A 25,414-nucleotide genomic window follows, 5' to 3' on the forward strand; every position below is an offset into this window, starting at 1 on the left:
CGTTGTCGATAAACGAACAGGAACCCGTACGACGGGGTGGTCATTCTATTTACAACACGATAACTAAACCCTATCATTTTCGGGTTCCGTTCTATCCTTCACATAGGCTTCCAATGAATAACGACAAACGCCCTCTGTACATTCCATTTGCTGGTCCAGCATTATTAAGTACACCTCTACTCAACAAAGGCAGTGCATTTTCTGCCGAAGAGCGCGCGTCATTCAACCTCGAAGGTCTTTTGCCAGAAAGCACAGAGACCATTCAGGAACAGGTTGAGCGTGCGTATCAGCAATACTGTAATTTTGAAAGTGACATGGATAAGCACATTTATCTGCGCAACATCCAGGACACTAACGAGACCCTGTTCTACCGTCTGGTTCAGAACCATATCTCAGAAATGATGCCGATCATCTACACCCCGACTGTGGGCGCTGCGTGTGAGAATTTCTCGAATATCTATCGTCGTGGCCGTGGTCTGTTCATCTCTTACGCGAATCGCGATCGCATTGATGATCTGTTAAATAACGCCGCTAACCACAACGTAAAAGTGATCGTGGTTACCGACGGTGAGCGTATTCTTGGTCTGGGCGACCAGGGCATCGGCGGTATGGGCATTCCTATTGGTAAGCTGTCTCTGTACACCGCTTGTGGTGGTATTAGCCCGGCCTATACGCTACCGATTGTATTGGATGTCGGTACCAATAACCCGCAACGTCTGGCCGATCCGATGTATATGGGCTGGCGTCATCCGCGTATCACTGGCGCTGAGTACGACGCATTTGTTGAAGAGTTCATTCAGGCTGTTCAACGTCGCTGGCCAGAAGCACTGATCCAGTTCGAAGACTTCGCCCAGAAAAACGCCATGCCACTGCTGGAACGATACAAAAACCGTATCTGCTGTTTCAACGATGATATCCAGGGTACCGCGGCCGTCACGGTAGGCTCACTGCTGGCCGCCTGTAAAGCGGCGGGCAGCAAGTTATCTGAGCAGCGCATTACTTTCCTGGGAGCCGGTTCTGCAGGTTGTGGTATTGCTGAAGCCATCATCGCGCAAATGGTGTCAGAAGGCATTTCAGACGAAAAAGCCCGCTCACAGGTTTACATGGTCGACCGCTGGGGCCTGCTTCAGGAAGGCATGCCAAACCTGTTGGACTTCCAGCAACGTCTGGTCCAGAAAGTCAAAAACACCAGCAAATGGGAAGCAGAAGGAAACGGATACTCGCTGCTGGATGTGATGCGCAATGCAAAACCAACCGTACTGATTGGTGTCTCGGGCGCGCCGGGCTTGTTCAGCCAGGAAGTGATCGAAGAGATGCACAAGCATTGTCCTCGCCCGATTGTTTTCCCGCTGTCCAACCCAACCAGCCGAGTGGAAGCAACGCCGTCAGACATTCTGCGCTGGACCAATGGCGAAGCATTGGTGGCAACAGGCAGCCCGTTTGACCCTGTCATTCATGAAGGTAAGAGCTACCCGATTGCCCAATGCAACAACAGTTACATTTTCCCGGGTATTGGTCTGGGTGTGCTGGCAGCCAACGCGCGACGCGTAACCGACGAGATGCTGATGGAATCCAGCCGGGCACTGGCAACCTGCTCGCCTCTGGCAATCAATGGCCAGGGCGCGCTGCTGCCACCACTTGAGGCCATTCACTCAGTGTCGAAAAAGATTGCGTTTGCCGTGGGCAAAAAAGCCATTGAGCAAGGTGTGGCGCAGGAGATATCCGACGAGGCACTGGAGCAAGCGATTGACCAGCACTTCTGGCAGCCAGTCTACCGCCGCTACAAACGCACGGCATTCTAAGTGAAACAAACCCTGGCTTGGCCAGGGTTTGTTGTTTAAGGCTGCTGACAAAATGGTCGTTTAACACTTTTACATCTCGCGGGGCTTGATGACAGTGCCGCTCTTCGTGTTATTCTTCCTTTCTCAATACGGATATCATTCAGAAAATGTTAGACATACTCAATACGTTAGGTGACTACCTTCGCCCTTATCTCAGCGAAATATCAACCGCTCTGGTGGCCTGTGCCCTGGTGATGCTGGGCAACGAAATCAACGGATTCTTCCGCGGTTTACTGCGCAATCAGCATTTCACCATCCGGACACTGGTCTTCATTCTTATTAACGCCTTTGGTTACGGATTAGTTATAATAAAAGCAACACCTTACCTGACTCGGACACTAAAAAACCTCGATACAGGCATCATGTTCGCAGTAGTTATCTCGAGCTTTATAATCATAGGTGTATGGGCGCAAAGGAATCGGCAAATCTAGTGGTCAGTATTCACAACAAACAACGTTCAACCAAACTGAATCGGAAGATGATTGTCCGATGTCTGCGCATTCTGCTGCTGTTGGCGATTGCGGCGATGGTGGCCGTTGTTGTGATTGATCGTTGGGTGACTTATCAAACCCGGGACAATGTTTTATCCAGCCCGGAGCAAGTGGATAAATTCAGTGTGGCCGTGGTGCTCGGCACCAGTAAATACCTCGGCCGAACATTAAACGAGTACTATACCCACCGTATTGACGCCGCCATCGAGCTGTTCAAAAGCGGGAAAGTCGACAATCTGCTGCTCAGCGGAGACAACGCCCATCGTTCGTACAATGAGCCCTGGACGATGAAACGTGACCTGCTCAAAGCCGGCATTCCTGACGAGCACTTGTTTCTGGATTACGCAGGCTTTCGGACACTCGATTCGGTAGTGCGCGCCAAAAAGATTTTTGATACCGACAATTTTCTGATCATTTCGCAGCGCTTCCATTGCGAGCGTGCGCTGTTTATTGCCGATTACCACGACATCCACGCCAAGTGTCTGGCCGTACCCGGCCCGACCAGCCATTCCGGGTTTAAAGTTCGTCTGCGGGAAGTGTTCGCGCGTACCAAAGCATTTCTCGATCTTTACGTGATTGGCACTCAGCCGAAATTTCTCGGCCCAAAAGAGCCGATTATCAAGCCTGAAGACGAAGAACAGGCTGACGTGGCCGAGGCCCAGATCGATAATTCACTTTGACTCCCCCACCGCAAACCTCTGGTGAGTCTTCATCACACTATTCCTTTTTCTCTGAACAACGATTCGGCATTTGAACTCGAGAAACTCTGGCGCTGTTTTTGAAACGCGCCTGGGTTTGCTACACTGCGTCACAACATAATTACTAAAGAGCAATGTCATGTCTTTAATCGCGAAAGGTACGCTACGTAAAATGAAAGCGGACCTGAACGACACCGTTCACTACCGTTTGCCTGTCGGGGATGAGCTGGTGGATCTCAACCCTTTTATCGGGAAAACCCTAACCCTGACGCATACCGGTCATATTTTTTGCTGCAACTGCGGCAAAAAAACCAAGAAGAGTTACTCTCAGGGACACTGCTTTGTGTGCATGAAGAAACTCGCCAGCTGTGACATGTGTATTATGAAGCCGGAAACCTGCCACTACGCGCAAGGTACCTGTCGTGAGCCGGAGTGGGGGGAACAAAACTGCATGGTCGATCACTATGTATATCTGTCCAACACATCCAGCCTTAAAGTCGGCATCACCCGTCATACTCAAATTCCGACTCGTTGGATCGACCAAGGCGCGACACAAGGATTGCCAGTTTTCAAGGTCAAAACCCGTCAGATTTCCGGTTTGATCGAAGTGGAAATGGCGAAGCATATAGCCGACAAAACCAATTGGCGTACTCTGCTAAAAGGCGACGGAGAGCCACTGGCACTGGAAGAACATTTCCACCTTATGTTGCCATTGGTCGAAGACAAAATTGCCGAGATCAAAGCAGAATTTGGAGACGATGCCATCGAAGTCTTGAGTGAAGGGATCACGCCGATCGCCTACCCGGTCACCGAGCATCCGAGCAAAATCACGTCACACAACTTTGATAAGAACCCGGAAGTCACCGGCATACTGAAAGGCATCAAAGGACAGTACCTGATCTTCGACACCGGGGTGATCAACATCAGAAAATTCACGTCGTATGAAGTCGAAGTGTCTGACGCTTAAAAGAAATCAAGCCCGCGAATCGCGGGCTTGTTTGTATTAGGCTTGGAGCAGACGCTCCAGCGCGTCAAACAATCTATCCACTTCCTCAAGTGTGTTGTAATGCATAAAGCCGATTCGCACCACACCGCCGCTCTCTTCCAGCCCCAGCTGTTTCACTAAGCCGAGTGCATAAAAGTGGCCATTCCAGACACAGATATTCTGCTCACCCAGAGCACGCGCGACCAATTCAGGGGCGAACTGGTCAAACGTCAACGCAAACGTCGGCGTTCTTAACTGACTGTCCGCAACCGCACGTCCATAAAGTTGAACGCCATCCAAACTCGCCAGACGTGACAGAAAACGCTCCGTAATCGCCTGCTCGTGCGCATTGAACTGCACAAAACTTTGCTCTAAGCGTTCACGCAATGTCGCCTGAGGATCGCCCCACTGCGCTAGATAGCCCACCGCCGCGATAATACCGGCCAAGCCCTCAAAGCTTTGCGTTCCGGTTTCAAACCGCCCCGGCCCCACATTGGTCGCTGGTTCCACTTTGTACGGCTTGAGTGTGTGTAGCCACTTCGGTGCCACGTACGCAATACCGACATGCGGACCAAAAAACTTGTAGGCGGAACACGCCAGAAAATCACAGTTTAACTGCTGCACGTCAAGCAAATGGTGCGGCGCGTAATGAACCGCATCAACATAAACTTGCGCTCCGACACGATGAGCCGCGTCGACCACGGACTTAACATCGACTACAGAGCCGGTGGTGTTAGACGCGTAAGTCACCGCCACCAAACGCGTTTTTTCGTTCAACAGTGAGAAAAAGTGGTCCATATCCAGCGAACAGTCGGACTCGTCCACTCGCACTTGATGAACGATCACCCCTTTATCTTCCGCGGCTTGCTGCCAACTGGAGACATTGGAATAGTGATCCAATGCCGTGACAATGATTTCGTCGCCGGCTTGCCAGTCACGACTGATCGCCCGGCTTAACTGGAAGGTCAACGATGTCATGTTGGCGCCAAACACCATGTTGTCAGCCGACGGCGCATTCACCAGAGTCTGAGCCGACTCCCGAGCGCGACGCATCAGGTCGGTGGTCATCTGGCTGGAAAAATAGTGCCCGCCCAAGTTGGCATTGTAATGACCGAGGTAGTGAGTCATGGCCTCCAGTACACTGGCAGGCACTTGTGAGCCACCAGGCCCGTCGAGAAACACCACTGGCATGCCGTTGTGACGTTGCGCCAACGCACTGAATTGTGCACGAGCTGAATCAGGACTGAAGTGCATTGACACCACCTTTCGCCGTTAAAACAAATACATCCATGTGACCACGCTGCCCTTCCTCTAATGAGCGGATTGGACGCGCGTTGTGCCATAGCTTACTGTCTGCCAGCATGGCGACTTCGCCGTTACTCAACACTTTGCGATAGAACGGCGCTTCATCAAAATCTTCATACAACATGATCTCACCGCCGCTGATGTTATGACGGTCAATACCAATAATCGCAATGTGATCAAACCCGTCCTGGTGCACCCCCTCAGGCGCCACTTCCGTTTGCTCGTACACGGCAGATATACGGATCTGATGTATTTCAATTTCCTGTCCATCCGGCAGTTGATTGGCTTTGACAAACAGAGCACACATTTCTCGCATTCCCTCGCTGTCGAGGGTGGAAGGTAGAATAGACTCAAACTGGCGAGACACGTTGCCCTGAAAACGGTTGATGTCGGAACTTTGCATAAACTGGCGATGTTCCAGCTCCGTTACCATGCCGTTGACGAAACGCACCACTGAATAACGACGCAGACGATACTGACCATCTGCGTGCTCAGTGTTTGGTAACTTGGCAAACGAAGGCGAAAGTTGTTCCAGCGCTTTGTGGCTAAGTTGAGTGATATGTAGGGTGTTTGGATGGGAATGTAACATCATCTACTCCTTAATGAAGGTACACTATTATCTTGTGCTGTTAACATTTAATTTACACAAGAGAATACGCAGATATCTGGCAAACTCAACCCTTCACCATGCATAATTCGGTTTTAACGCCATATTTGAAAGTTAAATCTAATAAATGAACACAATTCAGTTATAGAATCTAAATTAAAAACACTGAACGCTGAAAAATTAGACACCTTCACTATAAAACTATCAAAACCAATATAAATCAATGCTTTATGGGGGAATATTTACGTCATCACCACTTACCAGCTCAATTTACGCTTCTGTAATAATCTATAACCAATTATTCCGTGAACGATTCTTGATACCGCTTTTATTGCCCCCATAATTTCCCTACAATCGAGGAAAACCAATTAAGCGACTTTGCTAATGGAGCGCGAATGAGCGACGTAAAACACTGTAAATTATTAATTCTTGGTTCGGGTCCTGCCGGTTACACAGCGGCAGTGTACGCAGCTCGTGCCAACCTGAATCCTGTGCTGGTCACTGGTATGCAGCAGGGTGGTCAGCTCACCACCACCACAGAAGTCGAAAACTGGCCTGGTGACGCCCACGATTTGACAGGCCCCGCCCTGATGGATCGCATGAAAGAGCATGCAGAACGATTCGAAACCGAAATCGTCTTCGATCACATCAACGAAGTGGACTTACAACAGCGTCCGTTCCGCCTTAAAGGTGACAGTGGTGAATACACTTGTGATGCTCTGATCATTTCTACTGGCGCGTCTGCCAAATACCTGGGTCTGGATTCCGAAGAAACATTTAAAGGGCGCGGCGTATCTGCTTGTGCAACCTGCGACGGGTTCTTCTACCGTAACCAGAAAGTCGCGGTAGTTGGCGGCGGTAACACGGCCGTTGAAGAAGCCTTATATCTGTCAAACATCGCTTCTGAAGTGCACCTTATCCACCGCCGTGACAGTTTCCGTGCGGAGAAAATTCTCATCAATCGCCTAATGGACAAGGTCGAGAATGGCAATATTGTGCTTCATACCGACCGTACCCTGGACGAGGTGCTCGGCGACGATATGGGCGTGACTGGTGTTCGACTCAAAGAAACTCAGTCCGATGCCACCGAAGAATTCGACGTTATGGGCGTCTTCATCGCGATTGGCCACCAGCCAAATACCGGTATTTTTGAAAGCCAACTTGATATGAAAGACGGCTATATTCTGGTGAAATCAGGTCTGGAAGGTAACGCTACCCAAACCAGTATCGAAGGTGTATTCGCTGCAGGTGACGTGATGGATCACAACTATCGTCAGGCCATTACTTCAGCCGGAACTGGCTGTATGGCGGCCCTGGATGCAGAACGCTACCTGGATTCCCTTTCAGATAAGTAAAAACATTTTTCATTTTTACTTCAAAACCCAAAAGCCCGGCGGTATTCCCGCCGGGCTTTATTTTGTATAATGCCAGGTTCTTACACACATAATAATTCTCATTAAGCCTTCGAAATGGATAAGAAAAAAAGACGCAGCTTGAACACCTGGCTCAAGCAGCAGAGCAAGCTTGCAAAGCGCTGGCTCGGCATTGCTGTTGGTCTCGGTGTGTTATCAAGCCTGTTTTTACTGGCGCAAGCCGCTCTGCTCGCTTCCATTCTTCACCAGTTGATCATTGAACAGGTGGACAAATCGGAGCTCATCCCCTATTTCCTCGGACTGGTTGGCGCTATCGCCATACGTGCACTATGCGCATGGGGGCGGGAAATCGCTGGCTTCCGTTGTGGTGAGCAAATTCGGGTTTACATCCGCCAGCTCATTCTGGATAAATTGCGCGAGCTCGGCCCGGCGTACATAAAAGGCAAACCGGCCGGCTCCTGGGCGACATTGCTGCTGGAGCAAGTTGAAGAAATGCACGACTTCTTCGCTCGTTATCTGCCTCAGATGTCGTTGTCAGTCCTGGTACCGTTTGTGATTTTGGTTGTGGTGTTCCCATTAAACTGGGCCGCGGGTCTGATTTTCCTTCTGACCGCGCCACTGGTTCCGTTATTCATGGCATTTGTTGGCATGAAGGCAGCTGATGCCAACCGCAAGAACTTCAAAGCGCTGCAGCGTCTATCCGGTCACTTTTATGACCGCCTGCAATCGATGACCACTATCCGTCTGTTTGATCGCACACAAGCAGAAACGGAAGTGATGAAAGGCGCTTCAGAAGTGTTCCGCACCCGCACCATGGACGTGCTACGAATCGCGTTTCTCTCGTCTGCGGTGCTGGAATTCTTCACCTCAATCTCTATCGCTATCACGGCAGTGTATTTCGGCTTCAGCTTTATTGGTGAGCTGAATTTCGGTACCTATGGTACTGGTGTGACCCTGTTTGCCGGACTGTTTATTCTGATTCTGGCTCCGGAGTTTTATCAGCCGCTTCGCGATTTGGGGACGTTCTACCATGCCAAACAGCAAGCCGTCGGGGCAGCTGAAAGCATTGTCGAATTTCTGCAAACCGACGTCAGTAAAATTCGCTCCGGTGAGCAGCAGCTTGCTGACAGCGGCGCAATCACCATCGAAGCAACAGACCTGACCGTTTTTAGTCCCGAAGGTAAGCCATTGCTCGGCCCAGTCAGCTTTGCGATCCACGCCAATCAAACAACCGCACTGGTTGGCCCAAGCGGTGCGGGCAAAACCAGCCTGGTCAATGCAATTTTGGGTTTCCTGCCTTATGAGGGGTCACTCAGGATCAACCAGAGCGAACTCAAATCACTGGATCTCGCGAGTTGGCGACAAGTCATCAGTTGGGTCGGCCAAAATCCGCTGCTGGTACATGGCTCAATCCGCGACAACGTCACGCTCGGTAAACATAATATTGCAGATCAAGACGTTCAACGCGTACTGGAGCAATCTTTCGCGGCTGAGTTTGTCGCAAAACAAGGGTTGGATTATCAGGTATCGGATCGTTCGGGTGGCCTTTCGGTCGGTCAGGCTCAGCGTCTGGCTCTGGCCAGGGCGATGTTGCAGGACGGGAGATTCTGGTTGCTGGATGAACCGACAGCCAGTCTGGATGCCCGCAGCGAACGCCTGGTAATGAAGGGGTTGTCAGAGCAGATCCAAGACACAACCACTTTGATGGTGACCCACCAACTGGCACCATTACAGGATGTGGCACAAATTCTGGTCATGCAAGACGGTGCAATGGTTCAGCAAGGCAATTTCGATACCCTGGCCAACACCGACGGCTTGTTCCGCGAGATGTTACGTGCCAATCAGGCCCTGAATCAAACCAATAAGGGGAACTTAGATGCGTGATTTACTCCCTTATCTGAAACTGTATAAGAAACATTGGTTTGGCTTGTCACTCGGCATGCTGCTCGCGTTTCTGACTCTATTTGCTTCGATCGGCCTGCTGACGTTATCCGGTTGGTTCCTGGCGGCCGCAGCCGTTGCCGGGCTAACTATCGCGCGGGAAACCTTCAACTATATGCTGCCCGGGGCTTTTGTCCGGGGGTTTGCAATGGGCCGCACCGCCGGTCGCTGGGGTGAACGAGTTGTCAGTCACAATGCAACGTTCAAGCTGCTGACTGACCTGCGTATTTTCTTTTTTGAAAAGCTGGCACCGCTGATCCCTGGTCGGGTGTCTAACCTGCGTGATGCAGACCTGCTTAACCGTCTGGTGGCCGATGTTGATGCCATGGACCATGTCTATTTGCGCCTCGTTAGTCCGATCATCGTGGGTGTGCTCGGTATCATCGGCTTAACGGCCTGCCTATGTTGGTGGGATATGGCCCTTGGTCTGACGCTGGGTGCCATTATGATGGCTCTGCTGCTGATCTGGCCCGTAGTGTTCTACAAACTGGGGAAACGCAACGGCACAGAGCTGACACAACATAAAGCGGCTCTGCGTGTGACCACGTTAGACTGGCTGCAAGGATACAGTGAGCTAACCATCTTCGGTGCAGAGAAGCGTTATCGTGAAGCGATTGTCGACGCGCAAAACAAACTGATTGCCAATCAGTTTGTTAACGCCCACTTCTCTGGCCTGGCGCAAGGTCTGCTGCTGCTGGCCAACGGCTGGACCCTGGCGTTGGTTTTGTGGCTGGCCGCCGATGGTGTCGGCGGACAGACTCCGGATCCAATGATCGCCCTGATGGCGTTTGCCACCATGGCGAGCTTTGAACTGCTGATGCCGATTGCCGGCGCATTCCAGTTCCTGGGACAAACATTAACATCGGCGCGACGACTGAATGACGTTATCCTGTCGGAACCCGACGTCACTTTCCCAGAGCAGCCTGTTGAGCATCACAAGGAGTTCAACATTCAATTCAAGGATATCACTTTCCGCTACCCTGACGGGCAACTGGACGTGCTCAATCAAGTATCTCTGGATATTCCAGCACGCCATCGGGTGGCGATCGTAGGCCAGACTGGCTCTGGCAAATCGACCTTGATGCAGTTACTGACCCGATACTGGGATCCGCAGCACGGTCAGGTCGCCATTGCGGGTCAACCGCTAAATGCATGGAGTGAAAGCCAGTTGCGCCGGGCAATGACTGTGGTCAGCCAGCGTGTGGACGTCTTGAACGGCACCGTGCGGGATAACCTGATTATGGCGGCTCCTGATGCCAGCGACGCCAAGCTAAGCGCCGCACTGGAAAAAGTCGGTCTGCAGAAACTTCTTCAGGATAACGGTTTGGATGCCTGGTTAGGTGACGGAGGACGTCAGCTTTCCGGTGGTGAAAAGCGCCGGATCGGCATCGCGCGAGCGTTGCTGCACAACGCCCCTATCCTCCTGTTGGATGAGCCGACTGAGGGTTTGGACAAACAGACGGAGCAACAAATCATGGCGTTATTTAGCGAGCACTTCGCTGAAAAAACCGTGTTGTTTATTACTCACCGTTTGGTAGATATGGACAAAATGGACGCCGTCTGTCTGATTGAGCAAGGCGAAATCGTTGAGTACGGACCACACCAAGAGCTGCTCGCACAGCAAGGTCGTTACTATCAGCTCACGCAAACACTCTAGCGTAAAAAAGCCGCTCTCCCTGAGCGGCTTTTTTGTGTCTTAGTGTTGCACCGTCCTAAATAAGGTTGACACTTTCCAACCCCATATCAGGACGGGTCATAGTTAACGTGAATACTGCGCCAGCAACACCTGTAATCTCGCCCAACTTTCAAGATCCGGTAGCCCGTCAACCTTGTCTGCTCGAAAATGTAACTGAAATGCACGCAGCACTTGCTGTGTAACCGGATCCCAGAGACCCGTTATCGGTAATGCGTAACCGTATTCCACCAACGCGGTTTGCCATGACAACGCGTCCTCCGGCGCTGACAAGCGCATCACTCGCGCGACTTCAAACTCGTCGGGCCAAGCTCCTACTCCATAAGTCTGATGCAAACGGCGCCACGGAAAACGCGGACCCGGATCTAGCTTCCTGCCAGGAGAAATATCACTGTGGCCAAGAATACGCTGAGGTGGAATTTGATACCGTTTGGCGAGATCCGTAATCAGCGCCGCCACGGTTTCAATTTGTCGGGTTTCGAACTCATCCCATTTCCGTTGCTCGATCGGAAGTTGTGCTTCGGCTTCAGGATACCCCAGATTGACGATTTCAATCCCTATCGAACTGGCGTTCAGTCCTGCTTGCCCACGCCACTGACTCTGCCCAGCATGCCAGGCTCTCTGGTCATCCTCGACTAACCGTAAGACTGGGCAGGGCGATGACTGGCACCCCTGCGGGATCAGATAATGGGCACTGACTCCTGAATCAGCGCGAGTCAGTATGTCGAGTGACGCCTGGTTATTCAGCGCAGTGTAATGCAGAACAATGCTGGAGATTCTAGGGCTGGAATTGGGTGAGTGGACAAGCTCCACACGATACGGCGTCACGGTACAGCCAGTAAACAACACACATAGTAAGACAAACAAACGGCGAGACAAATAACGAGAATAAACCAACATGAAAAACGACCGCAGATAAACGAATGGTGAACACGATCAATAATCTAAGCTGTCAAAGAGTGCAAATAAAAAACGCAGCCCGAGAGCTGCGTTTCTGATTAGCAATATGGCGTATTATTTTGTACGCGAACCTCGTTCACCCGTCGCTCGGTTACTTTTACGACGTGAAGGGTTATTACTGCGACCTTTTGGCGAATTGACTCGCTCTTCATGACGCTTCACCGCACGGCGGATCTTCTGGCTACGAGAGCGCTCACGTTTACGTGAAGTGTTCGCCTTATTCTCGTCCAGCAAAGTCTGTTTTTCCGGACGAAGTTCAACCAGCTCACGCAGGTAGTTCACTTCCTTCAGATCCAGCTCCATCCAACCACCACGTGGCAGTTTCTTGTCCAGGAAAATATCGCCGTAGCGCACACGCTTCAGACGACTTACCGTACATTCCTGAGATTCCCACAGACGGCGAACTTCGCGGTTACGACCTTCATTGATCACCACGTAGAACGTGTGGTTCATACCTTCACCACCCGCGTACACCACGTCTTCGAAACGTGCCAGACCATCGTCCAGCTCGACCCCTTTCACCAGGTTACGAACTTTCTGTTCTGTCACTTCACCGAATACGCGTACCAGATACTCACGCTCCACCTGACGGCTTGGGTGCATTAATCGGTTTGCCAGCTCACCATCCGTCGTGAACAACAGCAGACCGGATGTATTAGCATCCAAACGTCCGACAGAGATCCAACGTGAACCACGAATTTTAGGCAGACGGTCAAAGACAGTGCGACGGCCTTCCGGATCGTGGCGAGTACACAACTCCCCTTCCGGTTTGTAGTAAGCCAGAACTCGACAGACGACTTCTTCCTGCGCTTTAACAGAAACTGTGTGGCCGTCAATACGTACCACAGCATTCTCGTCTTCAAGACGCTCGCCAAGTTTAGCTACCACACCATTAACACTTACTCGTCCAGCTTTGATCAACGCTTCTAATTCACGACGAGAACCGTGACCAGCTCGTGCTAAAACCTTCTGTAACTTTTCGTTCATTTATCTACCTATGTGTCGTCTTCACAGACGTCGAATAAAAACTGCGGCCGCAAAATGCGGCCGCGTATTATCGCAAAAAAACTGGCAAAAAGCACCTATTTCGTTTACTCAAACGGCGCCGGATCGCCTGAGCCAAGTCGGACCAATACTGGCTCATCTTCACTGAAATCAATCACCGTTGTCGGCTTCTCTCCAAGATAGCCACCATTGAGAATCACGTCTACGGCATGTTCGAGTTTATCGCGGATATCTTCCGGATCCGACTCAGTGTAATCATTCCCCGGCAAGATCAGCGATGTCGACATCAAAGGTTCACCCAGCGCTTCGAGCAAATCAAGTGCAATACGGTTGTCAGGCACACGGATACCAATCGTCTTACGCTTAGCGTTCATCAGGCGACGAGGTACTTCTTTCGTCCCTTTAAAGATAAAGGTGTATGGACCCGGCGTGTTATTTTTCAGCAAACGAAATGCGGTATTGTCCACTCGAGCGTAAAGAGACAGCTCAGACAAATCACGGCATAACAGGGTAAAGTTGTGTTTTTCGTCCAGACGGCGGATTTGGCAAATGCGTTCCAGCGCTTGTTTGTTTTCCAACTGACAGCCAAGGGCGTAACCAGAATCCGTTGGGTAAACAATCACGCCGCCGTTGCGAATGATTGCTACGGCCTGACTGATCAAGCGCGCTTGCGGGTTTTCTGGGTGTACATAAAAAAACTGGCTCATTGTAATTCCTCACTTTCGAATCTTCAGACTCTCTTCGTCGAGTCCTATCGACCCAGTACATCGTGCAATCAATAGTTTAGATATAGAATAACATGGTGTAACAAAGTATGTACTGTTTCGTTGTCTCAGTGGCAAACTCGAGCGTGTAAAACTAAGCGGCCGAGCCACTGATTTTGTGAATTGAGTAACAACAAGATTGCGTCTGCAAAGATTTTTTTTTTTTGGGGGGGGGGGGAGAGCATAATGATCGGATCGGCAGGCAGGCAGGCAGGCAGGCAGAGATATTGTGCCAATCGCACCATCTGGGGAAACAGACGGTGCGAGGATTGCTCACTCTTTGAGTGTATAGAGTAACTGTTGGGTTGGTAACACGATAGCGACGATGGTCTCATCAATAATCACGGCATTCTCATTAATGATTCTCTGATATCTCTCGGCAGCATTCTGCGTGATAGGTCGCCCCTGCTTAGCCGCATCAATCAACTCAAGCCCTAACTCGGCGAGTTGCACTGCAGCCTCAGTGACCGACACCGTCTCGACGGAGGCAATATTCTCCGCAAAGATAGGTTTCGCCTGTTGGGCGGCCAGTTTGACGGTGTCATAATGCCTGGCCAAGGCGTCTAACGCAGCCTTATCACCCAGGGCAAACGCAGTCACTAAATCTTGCATCTCATACGCCGCCAAGCTCTCAACGGGCAATGCATCCGCAAAACGATTTAAGCGCTCATACTGATTGTACAGATCGCCTTTATTGGGCGTCGAAATCCACTTCTGCCAATGACGAGCGTAATACTGTGCCGGTTCGATGTATTTTGCAAGGGTTCGCAGCGGCGTTTCATCGCCACCATTGGCCAGACGTTTGAGCATCCTATTGGTATCTGCGTGATGACGCAGGCCAAGTGAAATTTCTGACCAGGTATCCATGACCTTCATGCGCTTGTACATGCTGCGCTCGTCGGTAAGGGTTTGGCTCGACCACAAACGCTCAGCTATCGCGTAGCTGCGCGGCCATAGACGCTGTTCGATGGTCATTGAATCCAGGTTCTCGCCCCAAATGGTCATTTCACCGCCTAAGATGAGCGATTGTTCTTTCTCGGTCAGCTCCGCCGGATAACCGCCATTGGGAGCCGGAATCACACTCCCGCTAATATCACTGCTTGCCACCAGTTGCCCAGTAGTGGGCCAGCGCACATTGCCAATCAACTGATAGCTGGTGTCTTTCAGCTTTCCGTCAGCAAACTCATAATTAAACTCGGTGTACGACATAAAATTATCGAAGTGCCCCCTGAACTTTACACCAGGAACGTATTCGATGATGTAAACCTCGTCGCGAGATTTGCCATTGTAGTCGGTAAACGCTCGATAATTGCCGTCCACCGCTTCGATGATGGTTAAATTGCCTTTGCGCGGGCCGCCTTTCGTACGCGGCTTCACCCAAACATAAGTCGCGAACTTCTCTCCAGTATGAAGCTTGTCATCGACCGTCATTCCTGTGGGCATCGGGTCATTACGATAGTGGTAGCTGGTGGGCTGTGGTTGATCTAAATAATAACCGGTCGAGAGAATGCCCTGATAACCCTCTTTAGCCGCACGACCAATGCTGTCATGGCCTTGCCAGCTTTGAATCACGATCGACGTAGGCAGATCTTTGTGCCAGATCTCATCCCAGCCGGACATCTTCTTACCGCGCTCTTCGAGCATCTGTTCAACTTTGGTGTTGAGATACGCTTGCAGACCGCGTTCACCATCAAGATTGTGGTCTTTAATAAACTGCTGAATCTTAGTGTTGTCGCGCCATTGCTGGTAATTGGGCTCGTCACCACCAATATGAACATACTCATCGGGGAACAGCTCGCTCACTTCATCAAACACACTGGCCAGCATCTTATAAAGTTCTGGATTGGTCGGATCCATTAAAGGTTCAAAAACACCCCAGCCACGTTGATGAGGATAAAACTGCTCTCCGGTGCCCGACATAAGATCCGGATACGCATGCGCTACCGCCGAAGCATGCCCGGGCAAAGAGATCTCCGGGATGACGCGAATACCAAGGTTGCGAGCGTGATTCACGACGTGGCGAATTTCATCCTTACTGTAGTACTCACCGTCCGCCGTGTCCTGCCATAATTTGGGATAACTATCTAACTGAATACGAATCGCCTGGTCATCCCAAATATGCCAATGGAAAACGTTCAACTTGGCCGAAGCCATCGCGTCCAACTGACGAAGAATCACCTCCACTTTGATGAAGTGACGAGCGGTATCATAAGAGACACCGCGCCAGGGAAAGCGTGGCTCGTCTTGAATGGATACGGCAGGCACAAAATAACCTGTCGCGTCCGTCTCGACCAATTGCAAGAAGGTTTCCAGGCCATGGAACGCCCCATACGGGCGTTCCGAGCGAATAAGGATCTGACCATTGCGCGATTCCAGTTGATAAGACTCATCACTGTCGATGTTCTGCACCTCTGTTTTAGGGGCGTGGCGAATATCAATCACTAATGTGGCGTCATTTTCAGACTTTGCTTGCCAATTCAACATCGGCACACCGGTTTGACGATACAGACGATCCATAATGCGTTTAGCATTAAATTGTACACGCGGCGAATCGTAGCCTTTGATGTAGATGCTGAACGCACTATTCAGCGGGATTTTGCCCTGCCCCAGCGCCACCTTTTTAGGATAAGGCATTAGGTTAAGGTCGGAATTAGGAGTCTTCGCCATTGTTGCCGGAATGGTAAGTAAACCTGAAATCAGTAGTGCTAATGTACCTTTGTTCATCCTTGATATCCTAGCGTTGTTATTATTATCCAGCCCAAGTCACGCCACTGCCTGAATAAGCACGACTTGGGGTTAAACCTGAGACGCGCTAAGCCACCAGCGCCACCGCTTCGCGAACCAGGTTGCCAATCTCGTCCCACTGTTCGTTTTCGATCAAGTCCGGTGCCACCATCCAGGTTCCGCCACAACAAACCACACGCTTGATCGCGAGATAATCGTTAACGTTATGTTTGCCGATCCCTCCGGTCGGCATCAGGCTGACATCGCCGTAAGGCGCAAGCAGAGACTTCACCATAGCCAGACCGCCACTGGCTTCTGCCGGAAAAAACTTAAGAAATGTCAAACCAAGCTCCAGTGCTTGCTCAACCTGACTGGGGCTGTTGACACCCGGTACGATAGGCATGTTCATATCCTGGCAGCAACGCACCGTATTCGGGTTCAAACCGGGAGCGACAATAAACTCAGCACCTGCCTCTTTCGCTTGAATAATTTGTTCTGGCGTCAAAACTGTCCCTGCGCCAATACACATTTCCGGATATGCATCGCGCATGGCTTTGATCGCTTCTACTGCGGCTTTGGTTCTAAAGGTTACTTCAGCCACTGGCAGGCCGTTTTCCACCAACACTTTTGCCAAAGGAATAGCGTGCTCGACACGGTTGATCTGGATAACAGGAATCACTTTAAATTGTGTTAATTGGTTGATCATGGTTTGGAACATAATAGGCTCTCACAAGTTATCGGATAAGGTGCGTCATGGCGTCATTAGGGATAATCGCTCCGGGATATTGAATGACCGTGGCCGCCAACGCGTGGGCAAGATGTGCAGCTTGCTCACAGCTTTGTCCGGTCAGCCGCGCTGCCAAGTAACCTGCGGCAAACGAGTCACCCGCCGCACAAGTATCCACAACGTTTTCGACCTTCTCTGCCGCCACATAAGTTTGCTGGATTGCATCACCTTGTCGCCAAAGCAGTTTGCATGGCTCGCAGCCCCGTTTGATCACGACTTCCTGGCAGCCCAAACGAAGGCTGCGCTGCTCTGCGCTTTCTTCCTTCCCCCAGACCAAGGCATCATCGTCTTCAGTAATCAAGGCAATATCGACCAATGGCAGAATTTGGTGATACCAGTGTCTGGCTTGTTCAGCAGACCAAAGCCGCGGGCGGAAATTGTTATCGAAAATGACTTTGCCACCGGCTTGCGAAAACTGATTGAGCGCTTCTTTAAGCCTTGTTTTACTGTCGTCATCTAGGATCGCAATGCTGATGCCGCTCAAATAGACATAATTGAGATCTTGTCTGGCAATCGCCGCTTCGAGTTTGTTTAACGAAGGTGTGACAAAGTAGTTTTTCACTGCCGCGCTATCACGCCAGTACAGAAAGCTTCGTTCACCCGCCTCATCGGTCTGCACCATGTACAAGCCCGGTAATTTAGCCGGGAAGATTTCGATCAAATCGATCTCGATACCTTCTTGTTTCCAGTATTCAATCAACTCGCGAGACAACGTATCGTCACCCAACCCTGTCGCATAAGCCACTTGAATGGGATGCGAAGCGGTTAAACGAGAGAGGTAGAGGGCAGTATTGAGCGTATCGCCGCCGAAACTTTTTCGGATTGGGTCACCGCTGAGTTCAATCATGCATTCACCAAAGAACGCAATCTTAGTGTAAGTCGAAGAGGTCATCGTTCACCTTGTTTGGCATGGATTCGACAAGGTGGCTCTCACGAAAGAGCCACCAAATTATTCGGCTCAGGGCTGTCTATGCGTTCTGATTAGCTGCCGCAGAGCGGTTACGCAGAGACGCGTCTTCGTCTAGCACGCCATGCTCCGACAGCTCCATTTCCATCAGGGCACGTTCATCATCGAGAATGGCGCGAGCCATTTCTGGTGAGACTTGATTCGCTGGCGTCACCAAGCTGACCAGCACACCGGCACTGAGTGCGACCAGGCATGACGGGATCACAGGGTTACCCCAGTAAACAGTCAGCTCAGGACTCAACATCACTGCGACGGAAGCACCAGACGCCCCCGCCAACGTTGCCAACGCCCCTTGCCAGTTGTAGCGGCGCCAGAAGCGTCCCAGCATGCCGCACACAAACATTCCAGACATAACCGTAGAAATCATCTTGGTGATGTAGCTGATAATGTCATTCGATGTCAGTGCAAACAACAACGCACAGCCAATCACGACAACCAGAGCCAGACGCGAGTAGTTCATCATCGATTCTTTGTTCGGGACGCGTCCTGTGAACATCACATACACATCGCGCAACAAGATCGACACACCCGCAATGGCATCAGAACTGGCGCTGGACATGGTGGCCGACAGACCCGCAATCATCACGATAAGTCCGACGCCGACCGGAAGCACCGTTGCGGCAATGTATGGAAACGCAAAGTTGGCGTTGTTCAACTCAGGATCAATGGCATGGGCTGCCATACCGATAATCGCAGGAATAATAGAAAAGAACAGATACAAAACACCAGAGCCGATAAACGAACGTCGAATCGTAGCCACATCTTTGCCCGAATAAATGCGTTGGCGGAACGACGGGGTGGCTAACACACCCACGCCGATCACAACCGCCAGCGATATCGCAGGAAGCAGACCAAGCTTATCAATGGCCAGGAAACTGACCGCAGCGGGGTCCATAGCAGAATACAGGTTGTCCAGGCCACCAATATGCTGCACCGACAGTACCGCCATAAGAATAAAACCGACAAAGAGAATCACGGCTTGAATTGTGTCCGTCCAAACGACGGCCGTATAACCACCGATGACCACATAGATGGTAAATGCTGCGGCAATGATCATTTTTGCCGTACTGAGGTCGATGTCTGCAATCCAAGCCAGATACATGCCACCACCGAGGATATGTGCGCCTAGCCAACCAATACACGCGATAAAAATTAATAGCCCAACGACATTTTTGACGATACGGTTTGCGCCAACATAATACGCCAGCTCCTCACTCATGGTCATGAAGTTGAGCTTGCGCACGGGCGCAAACCACAAAGCCAGAAGCAAAATACCGATTGCGCCTCCGATGCCATAGAGTGCCCCGGCCCAACCATTGGTGTAACCAAAACCCACCGCGCCCATGCTTGAGCCGGTCCCCACCATGGTGGCGACTGTCGTTCCTAAAACGAGGAATAAGGGTAAGCCACGCCCACCAAGTAGAAAATCTTCTCCTGATTTTTGATTACGGGATACAAACCATCCCAACCAAATTAAAAATAAGACATACACACCAAAACCGGTAAGAAAAAGTGTACTGTTCATTGAACACCTCTCATATCAAAATCCATCTTCCAGAGTGATATAATTTCAGTAATATGCGTTAGATTTCATTCCGGAAATCATTTAAAGTTATGGATATACCCTCAGTAAGGTATATTACGCACTACTGCTATATGAAATTATATTTATGTAGGGGGTGTGAGTGCCAAAAACACAATAACAGTAAGATACTTCTTTCTGGCACTCTATTTTATTTAATTAAATAAAATGTGATTTCTATCTACGATCTTCTCGGTAACAAGTGACATCAACTTCAACTTTCACGTCGACCACCAGATCACATACCATGCAAATACGTGCAGGTGGGTGCTCACCAAAGAATTCTTTAAATACTTTGTTGAAAGATTGGAAATAACGTGAGTCCGTCAGTACCACTTTGACGTGCACAACATCAGCGAGCGTGTAACCCGCTTCTTCCATGATGTCGACACAGTTTTGAATCGCTAAACGAGACTGGTCAACAATGCCGCCTTCAACAACTTCGCCATCAGTCATGGGAGTTTGACCTGACACATATAAAAAACCACCCGCTTCAGTGGCACGTGCAAATGGTAGATGCTGTCCGCCAGTACCAACGCCGCCTTCTACACCATAACGTTTAATTGACATAATATTCTCCAGAAATAAATTTTCACCTATTAAATAAATTTATTAAAATCGTCATTTTCGAGTATTGTTTCTATATATAAATACTCCACTTCTATTTTCAGCGACGTGTCCTTTAGAATAAGACAGTTCACCATTCACAAATACAGATTCAATACCTTGCGCGACAGAAATTGGATTTTCAAAAGTTGCGGTATCTTGAATTGTATTTGGGTTAAATAAAACCAAGTCTGCGTAAGCACCTACTTTTATTACGCCCCGATCTTTTAGTTGATAACGAGTTGCCGACATACCTGTCATCTTATAAATCGCTTCTGCAAGTGAGAACAATCGCTCTTCTCGACAGTAGTGGCCCAGAACTTTGGGAAACGTCCCCCACAGACGAGGATGTGGATGCGGATCGTTTGGTAAGCCATCCGAGCCCACCATGGTGAGTTTGTACTTGAGCACGCGCTTCACATCATTTTCATCCATACAGTGATACACCGCGCCAGCAGGTTGCAACGCTTTCGCCGCGTCCATTAACGGCAATTGCATCTCTTCGGCAATATCTTTGAGCATCTTGCCAGCATGTTCAGGCTTGCTGTCCGACCACGTTATGAAAATATCTATCTCATCCGTGACTTGTTTTAAATCCAGCGTTGAAGAGCTGGCTGAATAGGGGTAACAATCACAAGAGACATCCTGATGGCGAGACACGGTATCCATGAGATCCAACACTTCTACGGTACGTCCCCAATTCCCGGCGCCAGCGCATTTCAGATGAGAAATCACCACTGGCACTTTGGCATATTGACCGGTCTCAAAGGCTTCTTCCATTGCACTGATGATCTCTTCAAACTCGGTGCGCATGTGGGTGGTGTAAATACCGCCGTGATGACCTAAAACTTCTGCCAAACGCATGACTTCCTCAGCATTGGCTTGTTTCGCGCTGGCGTAAGCGAGACCGGAACTTAACCCCAACGCCCCTTCATCCATTGCTTGCGCCAGGGCTTGGCGCATCTGGGCAATTTCTTCATCCGTTGCCGTCCGTTGCAAATCCCCCATGACGTTATTACGTAATGTGGTGTGCCCCACCAATGCGGCCACGTTGACAGCGGGCTGAGCCAAGTGAACCGCTTTGGCGTAATCATTAAATGTCGGATACTTAAAATCTTCGCGTTTACCCAATAAGTTCATTGGATCTGGTGGATTGCCATTTAACACGGCCGGGCTTGCGCTGATACCACAATTTCCGACGATAACCGTAGTAACACCTTGACTGATTTTCGGCAGGCAATCGGGATAACGAATCACATTGGTGTCGTCGTGCGTGTGCACATCAATAAACCCCGGCGCCAATGCAAGGCCATCACCACAGATCACCGTCTTTGCGGCAACCTCACCCAACTGACCGATTTGCGCAATACGATCCTGACGAATAGCCACATCAGCGACAAATGGTGCTGCGCCCATACCGTCAAATACCTGTGCGCTTTTGATAATGGTATCGAACAAGATTCTTCACTCTCTTCGTCTGTCGTTTACATGATTTCATCTTAATAATTCTTAAAACTTAAACAGTGAAGAAACACACAAAAAAACCAATTAGTTTGATAGTTTCTAACATTCAATTTAATATAACTGAAGATAACCATCTAATATCAAAAACTTAAACTGTGTTAGAAGTAGGTACACCATGAAAAACAATCATCAAAAGTGTGATAAAAACTATCACAAAGAGTGTGTTATTACGCCAGGGTACGGAGAAAAAGCGCAACCTGTAACTGATAATGTTGAAGGGCCATACAGTCTGATCCACGAACAAATCTCTCTGCCAGCCGCGGTGATCAAATCGTCTTCACTCCGCAACAATCTTGATTGGATGCAACGATTTGCCGAACAACACAACGTGAAGCTGTCTCCACACGGTAAAACCACCATGACACCCGCGTTTTTCCGACAACAACTGGATCACGGTGCCTGGGGCATTACGGTCGCCACACCTGCTCAGGCAGAAATCGCGGCATTGGCGGGCGCGCGCAACATCATCATGGCAAATCAATTGGTTGGCCGGGCCAATATGACCTTGATCGCCCGCTTGATCGAAGCCCATGGACCCACCTTTTACTGTTGTGTCGATTCCAGTCGTAATGTCGAAGCATTGGAACGCCTCTTTTCCGAGCACCAATTGTCCCTGAATGTATTGATTGAGTTGGGTGTCGAAGGTGGCCGCTGCGGTTGTCGAAGCAAGCAAGAAGCTGTCGAATTGGCCACGCTTATCCACCAGCAGCCTCATCTGGTGTTAAAAGGCATTGAAGTTTATGAGGGCGTTATTCACAGCGAAAATGCAGAACAAGACATTCGTGACTTTCTCAACACGGCATTAAAACTCGCAGCACAACTGCACAGCGATAAGCTGATTGACGCCAAACCTATGGTCACCGGAGCGGGCTCAGCTTGGTATGATGTGGTCTCAGAATGCTTTGCCAACCTAGAAGAGTTTGACGCCATCATTCGCCCAGGATGTTACGCGATTCATGACACGGGCATCTATCTGGATGCACAAAACAAAGTCATGCAGCGAGCTGAAAACAACCAAGGTGCGGCGTGTGATTTAGGCGGTGATCTGGAATCGGCACTAGAGCTTTGGGCATACGTGATTTCTCGTCCTGAGCCCACCAAGTTGGTCGCGGGTTTTGGCAAACGCGATGTTGCCTTTGATGCCGGTTTACCAACACCTCAGCGCGCCTACCGCGATGGCGAGTCCATCTCAATTGATAGTGCAATAACCACGGCAGTGATGGATCAACACGCGTTCATCGAAGTGGACGAAAGCAGCGAACTGCAAGTGGGTGATATGATCGCGTTCTCCACCTCTCACCCATGCTTAACCTTTGATAAGTGGCGAGCGGTCGCCGTGTGTGATGACGAGTATCAGGTCACTCATTGGGTGAAAACCCGCTTCTGATGATGAGCTTAGTGAGGCTTTTCGTTATACTTCATGCCAAACCAATGGAGGCGGCAAGATAGCCTCCATGTCAAAATAGGAACACAGCTTGAGTTTAGACATCGATATTATTTCTCAAATCACTGAACGTTTTAGTGCGCTGCGCGAGGCCGAAAAAAAGGTCGCGAAATTGATCATGGACGATATCCAAACCGCTGCGAATGCCAGTATTACCCAATTGGCAGAAAGCGCGGAGGTGAGCGAAGCAACGATCACCCGATTTGCCAAAGCCATTGGCTGTAAAAATGTGCGTGATATGAAGATCAAACTGGCGCAGACGTTAACGGTTGGTCAGCGCTTTATCCTTGAGCCACCCGATCAAAGTGGTTACCAAGGCATCTATGAATCGATCAAACAAACGCTCGACATTAACCGTAGCCTGATTATTGAAGAAGATATCGACACTGCCGTGAACTGGCTTCACAACGCAAGACAGGTGATCACAGTAGGCATGGGAGGCGGCTCAACAATTGCTGCGCAAGAGATGCAGCATCGCCTGTTCCGTTTAGGATACCCCGTAGTGGCCTACAATGACGGCCTGCTCTCGCGGATGATTGCCGCCACAGCAGATGCGAACGATGTGTTGGTGATGATGTCGGCAACCGGTTATACACCCGCCATCGTAGAAACCGCACAGCTGGCGAAACAATACGGCGTGAAAGTCATCGTTATTACGCCCAAAAATACGCCGCTCACTGAACATGCAGATTTGATGTTACCGATTGAACATCAAGAGACAGATTTCATTTATAAACCCTCTGCCTCTCGTTATGCGATGTTAGCTTTAGTTGATGTGCTTTCAATGGCGTTGGCGGTCAATCACAAACGACGTTCGAGAGACAAATTACGTCGACTCAAAGTCGCGCTAGACTCCTACCGTGGTGGTTTAGAAAGACAGCCGCTGGGTGATTAACATACCAAATTTTTGAAGCCATAAGCGATTATGCTGTTTGACGCGTCAGGTTCCAGTCTTTCCAGACGGGTTCAACGCCGGAGGGTAACCAAAGGTTTCGGCCAAGCTCCATCCAAGGCGAGGGATAATGAAAATCGCTGCCTTGTGAAGCCAACAAGTTGTGTTGCATGGCATAGTCAGCCAAGTTTCGTCGCTCTTGCTGAGCTTGTTGCGGCTGAGCTACCTCCATCGCGTCCCCTTCGGCGTCAACGAATGCCGCGAGCAGGCGCTTAATCCATTTGGCGGTCAAATCATACCGCCCCGGATGCGCCAATACCGCCTGACCACCCGCCGCATGAATCGCGGCCACGGCTTCGGCCATCGAGCACCAGTTCGGCGGCACATAACCCGGATTGTTGCGGGTAAGGTACTTTTTAAACACTTGCTGCATGGTTTTTGCGTAACCATTTTCCACCAGCCAGGCAGCAAAGTGCGCGCGAGTGATCGGAGCATCACCGGCAATCTGCTGAACTTCCTCCAGCACTCCATCGCGTGTCGCTTTACTCAACCGACTGGCGATCAGCTCTGCGCGCCCCTGACGATGTTGCTTTTGCTGCTCAATGAGCGCCGTCAGTGCTGGCGATTTCGGGTCGATGTTTAACCCAACGATATGAATATCTTTGTTCTGCCATACAGTGGAAATCTCAATGCCGTTCACCAGTTGAATGGGCAGTTGCTCACTTTCAATGTAGTGTCTGGCCGGTGCCAGACCATCAATCGTATCGTGATCTGTGATGGCCAACACGTCAATGTCAAAGCCCAATGCTCTGTCAATCAAAGCTTGTGGTGTCAGTCGTCCATCCGATGCAGTCGTATGGCTGTGTAAATCTATTCTCATATTTCTGTTTTTTCGCTTTTTCGGGCTTGACTTTTCTCTCTCGCACTAGTTAACTAGTACACAAATACAAACACCCTGATGTGGAGCCCCCATGTTACAAGAATTTAACCAGAACCAGAACGACAAAGTGTCGGTTGATGCTCAAGCATCCGCTGAGCTGAACTGGTGGCGCACCTGGACAAGTTCTTGGTGGGCTAACGTGTACTTTTAATTCAGTCGAATATTGTCACTAAGCCCGCGCCAAAGCGGGCTTTTTTATTTTGTCGTATTGCTCATCACCCATTGTTTATTTCACCACCGAAAACAAGAAAAGCAGATTGGGTCACGCCACGCATTGTGCGAGTA

At 50.1% G+C, this 25,414-nt stretch carries 22 protein-coding genes and 1 other annotated feature; of the genes, 10 read left to right on the plus strand and 12 right to left on the minus strand.

What is annotated here, in order from left to right:
• The first annotated feature begins 113 nt into the window (after nt 1-113).
• The 4 genes from VPR01S_RS02025 to VPR01S_RS02040 all read left to right on the plus strand — a co-directional run bounded on the left by VPR01S_RS02025 (nt 114) and on the right by VPR01S_RS02040 (nt 3,997).
• Nucleotides 114-1,802 carry an NAD-dependent malic enzyme gene (locus VPR01S_RS02025; protein WP_021703629.1) on the plus strand — a complete coding sequence of 563 codons (1,689 nt, stop codon included), beginning with the start codon at nt 114-116 and terminating at the stop codon, nt 1,800-1,802.
• A 146-nt stretch (nt 1,803-1,948) separates the two neighbouring features.
• Complete coding sequence (locus tag VPR01S_RS02030) at nt 1,949-2,272, plus strand: DUF3392 domain-containing protein (protein ID WP_021703630.1); 324 nt, start codon at nt 1,949-1,951, stop codon at nt 2,270-2,272.
• A 47-nt stretch (nt 2,273-2,319) separates the two neighbouring features.
• Nucleotides 2,320-3,012 (plus strand): SanA/YdcF family protein, encoded by a 693-nt coding sequence (locus VPR01S_RS02035; protein ID WP_040902200.1) that lies wholly within the window; start codon nt 2,320-2,322, stop codon nt 3,010-3,012.
• A gap of 157 nt (nt 3,013-3,169) precedes the next feature.
• Nucleotides 3,170-3,997: a DUF2797 domain-containing protein gene (locus VPR01S_RS02040; protein ID WP_021703632.1), complete on the plus strand. Its 828-nt coding sequence runs from the start codon at nt 3,170-3,172 to the stop codon at nt 3,995-3,997.
• Between the two features lie 36 nt (nt 3,998-4,033).
• Here VPR01S_RS02040 and VPR01S_RS02045 read toward each other — a convergent pair whose 3' ends face one another.
• Together VPR01S_RS02045 and VPR01S_RS02050 are read right to left on the minus strand one after the other, a co-directional pair.
• Entirely contained in the window at nt 4,034-5,269 is a 1,236-nt protein-coding gene (locus tag VPR01S_RS02045; protein ID WP_021703633.1) for a cysteine desulfurase-like protein, read from the minus strand.
• Nucleotides 5,253-5,909, minus strand: a complete 657-nt coding sequence (locus VPR01S_RS02050; RefSeq protein ID WP_021703634.1) for a 2OG-Fe dioxygenase family protein — start codon at nt 5,907-5,909, stop codon at nt 5,253-5,255. Before VPR01S_RS02050 ends, VPR01S_RS02045 begins: the two co-directional genes overlap by 17 nt.
• Nucleotides 5,910-6,322: 413 nt before the next feature.
• Here VPR01S_RS02050 and trxB point away from each other — a divergent pair, with 413 nt between their 5' ends.
• From trxB to cydC, 3 genes are all read left to right on the plus strand, one after another.
• Nucleotides 6,323-7,282 carry a thioredoxin-disulfide reductase gene (gene trxB, locus VPR01S_RS02055; protein WP_021703635.1) on the plus strand — a complete coding sequence of 320 codons (960 nt, stop codon included), beginning with the start codon at nt 6,323-6,325 and terminating at the stop codon, nt 7,280-7,282.
• Nucleotides 7,283-7,396: 114 nt separating this feature from the next.
• A complete protein-coding gene (gene cydD, locus VPR01S_RS02060; protein ID WP_040902129.1) occupies nt 7,397-9,184 on the plus strand; it encodes a heme ABC transporter permease/ATP-binding protein CydD in 1,788 nt (595 codons plus the stop codon).
• Nucleotides 9,177-10,898 (plus strand): heme ABC transporter ATP-binding protein/permease CydC, encoded by a 1,722-nt coding sequence (cydC, locus tag VPR01S_RS02065; protein WP_021703637.1) that lies wholly within the window; start codon nt 9,177-9,179, stop codon nt 10,896-10,898. Before cydD ends, cydC begins: the two co-directional genes overlap by 8 nt.
• Before the next feature lie 102 nt (nt 10,899-11,000).
• Here cydC and VPR01S_RS02070 read toward each other — a convergent pair whose 3' ends face one another.
• The 9 genes from VPR01S_RS02070 to VPR01S_RS02110 form a co-directional block, all read right to left on the minus strand.
• Nucleotides 11,001-11,834 (minus strand): N-acetylmuramoyl-L-alanine amidase, encoded by an 834-nt coding sequence (locus tag VPR01S_RS02070; RefSeq protein WP_021703638.1) that lies wholly within the window; start codon nt 11,832-11,834, stop codon nt 11,001-11,003.
• Nucleotides 11,835-11,948: 114 nt separating this feature from the next.
• A complete protein-coding gene (gene rluB, locus VPR01S_RS02075) occupies nt 11,949-12,881 on the minus strand; it encodes a 23S rRNA pseudouridine(2605) synthase RluB (protein WP_021703639.1) in 933 nt (310 codons plus the stop codon).
• Nucleotides 12,882-12,985: 104 nt separating this feature from the next.
• A complete protein-coding gene (locus tag VPR01S_RS02080) occupies nt 12,986-13,606 on the minus strand; it encodes an L-threonylcarbamoyladenylate synthase (protein WP_021703640.1) in 621 nt (206 codons plus the stop codon).
• A 330-nt stretch (nt 13,607-13,936) separates the two neighbouring features.
• Nucleotides 13,937-16,387, minus strand: a complete 2,451-nt coding sequence (locus VPR01S_RS02085) for a beta-N-acetylhexosaminidase (protein ID WP_021703641.1) — start codon at nt 16,385-16,387, stop codon at nt 13,937-13,939.
• A gap of 88 nt (nt 16,388-16,475) precedes the next feature.
• A complete protein-coding gene (locus VPR01S_RS02090) occupies nt 16,476-17,105 on the minus strand; it encodes a bifunctional 4-hydroxy-2-oxoglutarate aldolase/2-dehydro-3-deoxy-phosphogluconate aldolase (RefSeq protein ID WP_021703642.1) in 630 nt (209 codons plus the stop codon).
• Between the two features lie 16 nt (nt 17,106-17,121).
• Nucleotides 17,122-18,066 (minus strand): sugar kinase, encoded by a 945-nt coding sequence (locus tag VPR01S_RS02095; protein ID WP_021703643.1) that lies wholly within the window; start codon nt 18,064-18,066, stop codon nt 17,122-17,124.
• Between the two features lie 76 nt (nt 18,067-18,142).
• A complete protein-coding gene (locus tag VPR01S_RS02100) occupies nt 18,143-19,666 on the minus strand; it encodes a sodium:solute symporter family protein (RefSeq protein ID WP_021703644.1) in 1,524 nt (507 codons plus the stop codon).
• A gap of 234 nt (nt 19,667-19,900) precedes the next feature.
• Nucleotides 19,901-20,293, minus strand: a complete 393-nt coding sequence (locus VPR01S_RS02105; RefSeq protein WP_021703645.1) for a RidA family protein — start codon at nt 20,291-20,293, stop codon at nt 19,901-19,903.
• 51 nt (nt 20,294-20,344) lie between these two features.
• Entirely contained in the window at nt 20,345-21,790 is a 1,446-nt protein-coding gene (locus VPR01S_RS02110) for an N-acyl-D-amino-acid deacylase family protein (RefSeq protein ID WP_040902130.1), read from the minus strand.
• A gap of 178 nt (nt 21,791-21,968) precedes the next feature.
• Between VPR01S_RS02110 and VPR01S_RS02115 the strand changes: the two genes are divergently transcribed.
• Nucleotides 21,969-23,240, plus strand: a complete 1,272-nt coding sequence (locus VPR01S_RS02115; protein ID WP_021703647.1) for an amino acid deaminase — start codon at nt 21,969-21,971, stop codon at nt 23,238-23,240.
• An 88-nt stretch (nt 23,241-23,328) separates the two neighbouring features.
• Nucleotides 23,329-24,192, plus strand: a complete 864-nt coding sequence (locus tag VPR01S_RS02120; RefSeq protein WP_021703648.1) for a MurR/RpiR family transcriptional regulator — start codon at nt 23,329-23,331, stop codon at nt 24,190-24,192.
• A 28-nt stretch (nt 24,193-24,220) separates the two neighbouring features.
• Here VPR01S_RS02120 and rnm read toward each other — a convergent pair whose 3' ends face one another.
• A complete protein-coding gene (gene rnm, locus VPR01S_RS02125) occupies nt 24,221-25,069 on the minus strand; it encodes an RNase RNM (RefSeq protein ID WP_021703649.1) in 849 nt (282 codons plus the stop codon).
• Between the two features lie 91 nt (nt 25,070-25,160).
• Between rnm and trpL2 the strand changes: the two genes are divergently transcribed.
• Nucleotides 25,161-25,280, plus strand: coding sequence for a tryptophan operon leader peptide (trpL2, locus tag VPR01S_RS02130; protein WP_040902131.1), 120 nt, complete (start codon nt 25,161-25,163; stop codon nt 25,278-25,280).
• Nucleotides 25,227-25,328: a sequence feature (Trp leader region), on the plus strand. (Overlaps the previous gene by 54 nt.)
• Nucleotides 25,329-25,414 lie beyond the last annotated feature (86 nt).

Source organism: Vibrio proteolyticus NBRC 13287 (genome assembly GCF_000467125.1).
Classification (GTDB): Bacteria; Pseudomonadota; Gammaproteobacteria; order Enterobacterales; family Vibrionaceae; genus Vibrio; species Vibrio proteolyticus.